The sequence below is a fragment of the Acinetobacter sp. CWB-G5 genome (assembly GCF_019209785.1).
GTDB classification, from domain to species: domain Bacteria; phylum Pseudomonadota; class Gammaproteobacteria; order Pseudomonadales; family Moraxellaceae; genus Acinetobacter; species Acinetobacter johnsonii.
In genome coordinates this window covers 158,274-164,406 of the sequence record NZ_JAHUTF010000006.1, presented here as the reverse complement: position 1 = coordinate 164,406, position 6,133 = coordinate 158,274, and the positions used below count along the sequence as shown (strand labels likewise).

Genomic DNA, 6,133 nt, shown 5'->3' with positions numbered 1-6,133 from the left:
GATTTGATTGTTAGTATGCAACATGAGAAGTTACCTTTATTGATTGAGATTCGACACCTTTAATCAAAATCGGTAACTTCTTCTTTTTCAAGCTCTGTGTCAGATTAAGTCGGAACTAATACATGTAAGTATAACTACTATTGAGCTTTGCTTTGCGGTTTTAAGCTTTGGGTTAAACCATTGATGTCACCGCCTTGAATCCCCAGTTCATTCATCAAACTGTCGATTAGTGGTGCTTGGGTACGATAGCGTAGCGCACTATTCACCACTTGATCAGACAAAGCAACTTGTGAAGATTCCGCACTATCACCTCCAGTTGTTGCTGAACCGACATTGCCTAAACCGTTAACCTGTAGAATTTTGATGTCATCAATGTTTTCCATCGGCTTAACACTTTCACGAATGATTTCAGGTAAGTATTTTAACAATGCTAGGCGAATTTGCATTTCAACTTGCTCAGGAGATAAGACGTTGTTGGCTTCATTGACAGCACGTGTACCATCTGCGTCGACTTGGTATTGTTTTTCCATTGCTTGAGCCAACAGTATTTTGGCATCCGCTTCACCTTTGGCTTTTAAGCGAGCTTGTTCGGCTTGAGCTTCCGCTGCAATACGAACGGCTTCGGCATCATCGGCAGCGGCTTGTTTGCCTGCTTCTGCTGCAACCGTAATCGCAATTGCATCTTTTTCTGCAGCTTGCTTCGCTGCAACCAATTCAACAGCTTTTTGACGCTCAGCACGCTGTGTTTCACGTACGGTAATCACTTCTTCTTCGGCTTTAACCGCCTCAGCACGTGCACGGTCAGCAGAAGCTTTGGCTTCAGACTCTTCGCGCGACTTTTCAGCAATTGCAATGGCACGTGACTGTTCCGCCAGCTCGATGGTTTTCTTTTGTTCAACCTGTGCTTGTTCAATAATTTGTGATTTTTGAATGTTTTGGCTTTCCACATCACGTGCTGCACCAATACGCTTTAACTCGACTTCACGCTCAGCTGCAATACGTGCTTCTTCTGCTTCACGTTTTTTCTCTGCTTCTTGAGAGGCAATTTCAGCCAATTGTTCTGCACGGCGAATTGCAATTTCACGCTCTTGTTGAAGTTTGGCGTATTCTTCTTCGCGAATGATTTGTAGGCGAGCTTGTTCTGCTTCTAAGTTTTTGGTCTTAATGGCAAGGTCAGCGTCTTGCTCAATGTGATTACGTTTACGACGACGGTCTTCAATTGTTTCGGTCAGCTTGGTTAAACCTTCGGCATCGAATGCATTTTGAGGATTAAAGTATTTGAAACCTGTTTGGTCTAAACCTGTTAAAGATACAGTTTCAAGCTCTAGACCATTTTTATGTAAGTCTTCAGACACCACTTGTTGTACTTTTTGTACGAAGTCCACGCGCTTTTCATGTAACTCTTCCATCGCCATTTCAGCTGCTACAGCACGCAAGGAATCGACAAATTTACCTTCTACAAGGTTCTTCAACTCATTTGGAGACATGGTTTTTTGTCCCAAAGTCTGTGCGGCAACTGCAATTGATTCAGCCAAAGGCTTTACACGCACATAGAACTCAGCCATGACATCGACACGCATACGGTCACGGGTAATGAGCGCTTGGTCATCAGCACGGCGAACCTCTAAACGTAGCGTGTTCATGTTAACAGGGATAATTTCATGTAATACAGGCAGTACAATTGCACCGCCACCTAAAATAACTTTTTCGCCGCCAAAACCGGTACGTACGAAAGAGATTTCTTTGCTGGAACGACGGTACAGACGAGCAATAATAATGCCGATAATGACCAGAGCTGCAAAGATAATCCCTGCAAGAATAAGAATGTTATAGAAATTGTTGCTGAGCATAAGGGTCCCGATTTTATTTAAAGTTATAAGTACAAAATGAAAGAATTAAAGTGAAATGGCTTTAAAGCCAATCTTGGTTTTTTGAGTCAAAATGACTTCTTGACCTTGAGAAAAATGAAGGTCTGTTTCAGGTTCAACCAGTACATAATGCGTTTGCCCGAACTGATCTTGAACTCGTGCTTGAGCCGGTGAGTTGACTTTAGCCTCACCTAAAATAATCAGTGCTGTTCGTCCAATCAGTTCTTCACTGTAAATTGCTGTGGTTTCATCTTGTGGCAAAATTTTAGCAATCAGCATGGCGCTGTAACGGATCATAGGCATCGAAAGTACGAGGCAAAGAGGTGTCATGATCCATGCACTCCAATAGCTTCCGGTCCAAGTTTGAAGAATGGACTGTAGAATAAAGCCGCTTAAGCTATACAGGGTGAAGAAGATAATCAACCAAACTAAGAGAGGGACACGGCCGATAAACAACCAATCCAGCAGGGCATTGAGCCAACCTTGATCGGCATCTAGTGCAATGTTGACGTCTTTAGTACTGCCTAGGTCATCAGGTAGAAATTGGTCAAGTAGGCCTTGTGAGCCGCCGCCTAACACCAATAAAATCAATTCGAGCAGTCCCAATAAAAACATCAGACTGAGGCCAATACTAAAAATTAAATTGGATGGGTGAGTAAATAATTCCCACATTCTAAAGGTTCTCTATTTTTATGCTGTTATCAGTTAAGTGTAAATTTTTAAAAAGAATTGTATTGAAATTGGGCTTTAGCATAGCATTCAAAAAACAGAATGTCTAAGTTTGTTGGCACGTAAAGAGAGAGCGGTTTAATTGTGATTTGACAAATTTTAGGCAAAAAAATACGCAATGATTGGGGTATTCATTGCGTAGAACTACGAATCTGTTGTTACACAGTTTCGGTAAAAAGGAGAAACGTTATATCTCAGGGTTAATCTAAGCTATGGACTCATCATAAGGGCTGTGCATTCTTATTTCATGAGTATTCACGTTAATTACTGTAAATTTAGGTTAACAAACGACACTAAATGTCAGTTTTTGAGATGCATGTGGCTTATTTTTGTTTGTTTAGTGATCAAAAAAGCCTTTCTCAGTGAGAAAGGCTTAAATATGCGCTTTAGTTTAAGGTGGATTTAGAAATGAAACACCCCTAAACCCGATTTAACTTCATCTAGAGTCTGTTGAGTGATATCACGACATTTGTCTGTACCAGTCTTCAAAATATCCATGATGTAATCAGGATCTTTCGCAAGTTCCATACGACGTTCACGAATTGGCGTGATCAGCTCTTTCAATACGCCTTCAAGACGTTTTTTCACCGTACCATCGCCCAAACCGCCACGGCGGTAATGTGCTTTCAGTTCTTCAACTTCTTCTTTGTTTGGATCAAACGCATCTAAATACGTAAATACGATATTACCTTCAACCTGACCTGGGTCTTCAACACGCAGGTGGTTCGGGTCGGTGTACATCGCATTAACAGCTTTTTTAATGTCTTTATCGGTTGCATCCAACACAATGGTATTGCCTAAAGATTTCGACATTTTGGCTTTACCATCAAAGCCGGGTAAACGGCTCATATTGGAAAGCAGAGCCTTACATTCAGGTAGTAATTCCTGACCAATCTGACGATTTAAGCGACGTACGATTTCATTGGTCTGTTCGATCATTGGAATCTGGTCTTCACCCACAGGTACAACCGTTGCTTTAAATGCGGTGATATCTGCTGCTTGTGCAACTGGGTAGCATAAGAAACCAGCTGGAATATCTCGTTCGAAACCACGCATCTGAATTTCAGACTTGATGGTTGGGTTACGTTCTAAACGAGACACGGTCACAAAGTTGAGATACAACATGGTGAGTTCATTCAGCGCTGGTAAGCTCGACTGCACGCAAATGGTGGTTTTGGTTGGGTCGATCCCGACTGCTAAGTAATCTGTGGCAACTTCAAGAATATTGCGGCGAACTTTTTCAAAGTTATCTGCATTGTCAGTAAAGGCTTGCGCATCGGCCAATAATAAATGCTGATGGTGTGAATCCTGCAAACCCACACGTGAACGTAAAGATCCGACAAAGTGCCCTAAATGAAGTTGTCCCGTTGGACGGTCGCCTGTCAAAATAACAGGACGGTTGTCTTGATTACTCATTATCTATTTCCAAAGTCGTCGTAGCGACATGCTATTTTCAAAGAATGCAGACATTGTACGGCATAATCTTTTTCAATGTCAGTCTTAAAAAAACTGCAGTGAAAAAATTATAAAATCAGTTAAATTTCAAAAAACAAATATTCAAAAGCTTAGATCACAGATTAAAATGTCAAAATTCTCAAGATGGATAAAAATAAATGGCGAGTAGCTTATTAATATTACTAGATGATATTGCCACGATATTAGATGACGTTGCGGTCATGAGCAAAATGGCGGCAAAAAAAACGGCGGGTGTTTTGGGGGATGATTTAGCACTCAATGCACAACAGGTGAGTGGGGTTCGTACTGACCGTGAGCTGCCTGTGGTTTGGGCTGTGGCTAAAGGCTCTTTTGTTAATAAATTGATTTTAGTCCCTGCGGCGTTGTTGATTAGTGTGGTTGCGCCGTGGCTGATCACGCCACTGTTGATGATTGGTGGTTTATTTCTATGTTATGAAGGGGTAGAAAAAGTTCTGCATAGTTTGCATCACAAAAAAGCCAAAACCGAAGAAGAAGCGAGCCAAGAATTAACTGCGATTGAAATGGATATGGCGACTTTTGAAAAAGATAAGGTCAAAGGCGCGATTCGTACCGACTTTATTTTGTCGGCAGAAATTGTAGTGATTTCACTGGGGACTGTGGCTGCTGCAACTTTTTCAACCAAAGTTATGGTGTTATCTGTAATTGCCATTTTAATGACCGTCGGTGTGTATGGTTTTGTTGCGATGATTGTCAAAATTGATGATTTAGGGCTGTATCTAACTCAGCAAGCCTCTTCATTTAAGCAAACTATTGGCCGTGGTTTATTGGCTTTTGCACCAAAACTAATGAAGACCTTAACCATCGTGGGCACTATCGCGATGTTTTTAGTGGGTGGTGGCATTATTTCCCACGGCGTGCCTTTATTGCATCATTTCACTGAAGGTTCAGTGGATTATGCTGAACATATTCCAACTGTGGGAAGCATTGTGGGGGCATTAACCCCAACACTGATTAACTTAGTGATTGGTTTTGTGGCTGGTTTGATTGTATTGGCTATTGTGAGCTTGATTAGAAAAGTTTGGCCGAGTTCAAAAAAGGCATAAACTGGATCGGGTCAGCATGAATTAGAAGAAGGAAGAGTGCTATGCGTTGGAAGGGACGTCGTGTCAGTAGCAATGTCGAGGATCGTCGCGGTGGTGGCGGTGTCAAGGCGGGTGGCATCAGTATTTTAGGGCTGATCGTGGCCTTTGTGGCATGGAAATTTCTAGGAGTCGATCCGCAGCAAGCCTACCAAGCCACTAAACAAGTGACCGCACAAACTGGAGCGGCAGAAACTCAAGGTTTGGATAACCCAACGCCTGATCAGCAGGAAGCGATGGACTTTGTCGGTACAGTACTGGCTGATACTGAAGACACATGGAGTCAAATTTTCCAACAGCAATTGGGACAACAATATGTTCCACCGAAGTTGGTGATGTTTTCAGGGATGATCAATTCGGGTTGTGGTACTGCACAGTCTGCAATGGGGCCGTTTTACTGTCCAGCAGATCAGAAGGTGTATATCGACACCGCTTTCTTTAAAGACATGCGGACTCAAATGGGTATTGGCGGTGAGCAAAACCAAACGGAGTTGGCGCGCCAAGATCAAGCGGGCGACTTTGCTCAGGCTTATGTAGTGGCACATGAGGTTGGACATCATATTCAGACCATTTTAGGTATTTCTGAACAAGTGCAAAAGGCTCGTGCGCAGGGCTCAAAAGCGCAAGGCAATGCTTTATCGGTACGCCAAGAGTTACAGGCTGACTGTTTAGCAGGAGTATGGGCGCATCATAACAATCAACGGACTCAGTTCTTAGAGCAAGGCGATGTTGAAGAAGCGATGGATGCGGCACATAAGATTGGTGATGATTACCTACAAAAGCGGGCAACAGGGCAAGTGGTCCCTGATAGTTTTACCCATGGAACCAGTCAACAGCGTATGACTTGGTTTGGCACGGGCTTTAAGTCGGGGCAAGTTGAAAGTTGCGATACCTTTAATCAAGCCATTTAAGCCATAAAAAGAGGCGATTGATCGCCTCTTTTTTATTTCAATCAATTCT

The 6,133-nt window shown here is 42.6% G+C and carries 5 protein-coding genes; 2 read left to right on the top strand and 3 right to left on the bottom strand.

The features are described 5' to 3' along the window. Window positions 1-137: 137 nt before the first annotated feature. From KVY11_RS11655 to trpS, 3 genes are all read right to left on the bottom strand, one after another. Window positions 138-1,850, bottom strand: a complete 1,713-nt coding sequence (locus tag KVY11_RS11655) for a flotillin family protein (RefSeq protein WP_168158157.1) — start codon at window positions 1,848-1,850, stop codon at window positions 138-140. Between the two features lie 45 nt (window positions 1,851-1,895). Further along, the gene (locus KVY11_RS11650) at window positions 1,896-2,540 is read right to left on the bottom strand and encodes a YqiJ family protein (RefSeq protein WP_218289026.1); all 645 of its coding nucleotides are present in this window, start codon (window positions 2,538-2,540) and stop codon (window positions 1,896-1,898) included. Window positions 2,541-2,999: 459 nt separating this feature from the next. After that, a complete protein-coding gene (gene trpS, locus KVY11_RS11645) occupies window positions 3,000-4,013 on the bottom strand; it encodes a tryptophan--tRNA ligase (protein WP_004695576.1) in 1,014 nt (337 codons plus the stop codon). Between the two features lie 197 nt (window positions 4,014-4,210). Here trpS and KVY11_RS11640 point away from each other — a divergent pair, with 197 nt between their 5' ends. Next, window positions 4,211-5,137 carry a DUF808 domain-containing protein gene (locus tag KVY11_RS11640; protein ID WP_218289025.1) on the top strand — a complete coding sequence of 309 codons (927 nt, stop codon included), beginning with the start codon at window positions 4,211-4,213 and terminating at the stop codon, window positions 5,135-5,137. 41 nt (window positions 5,138-5,178) lie between these two features. Continuing rightward, the gene (locus KVY11_RS11635; RefSeq protein WP_218289024.1) at window positions 5,179-6,084 is read left to right on the top strand and encodes a neutral zinc metallopeptidase; all 906 of its coding nucleotides are present in this window, start codon (window positions 5,179-5,181) and stop codon (window positions 6,082-6,084) included. The last annotated feature ends 49 nt before the right edge of the window (window positions 6,085-6,133 follow it).

What these genes read in the sequence shown, in the direction of transcription:
- KVY11_RS11655 (WP_168158157.1), bottom strand. Translation starts at nt 1,850, where the DNA reads ATGCTCAGCAACAATTTCTATAACATTCTTATTCTTGCAGGGATTATC.
- KVY11_RS11650 (WP_218289026.1), bottom strand. Translation starts at nt 2,540, where the DNA reads ATGTGGGAATTATTTACTCACCCATCCAATTTAATTTTTAGTATTGGC.
- trpS (WP_004695576.1), bottom strand. Translation starts at nt 4,013, where the DNA reads ATGAGTAATCAAGACAACCGTCCTGTTATTTTGACAGGCGACCGTCCA.
- KVY11_RS11640 (WP_218289025.1), top strand. Translation starts at nt 4,211, where the DNA reads ATGGCGAGTAGCTTATTAATATTACTAGATGATATTGCCACGATATTA.
- KVY11_RS11635 (WP_218289024.1), top strand. Translation starts at nt 5,179, where the DNA reads ATGCGTTGGAAGGGACGTCGTGTCAGTAGCAATGTCGAGGATCGTCGC.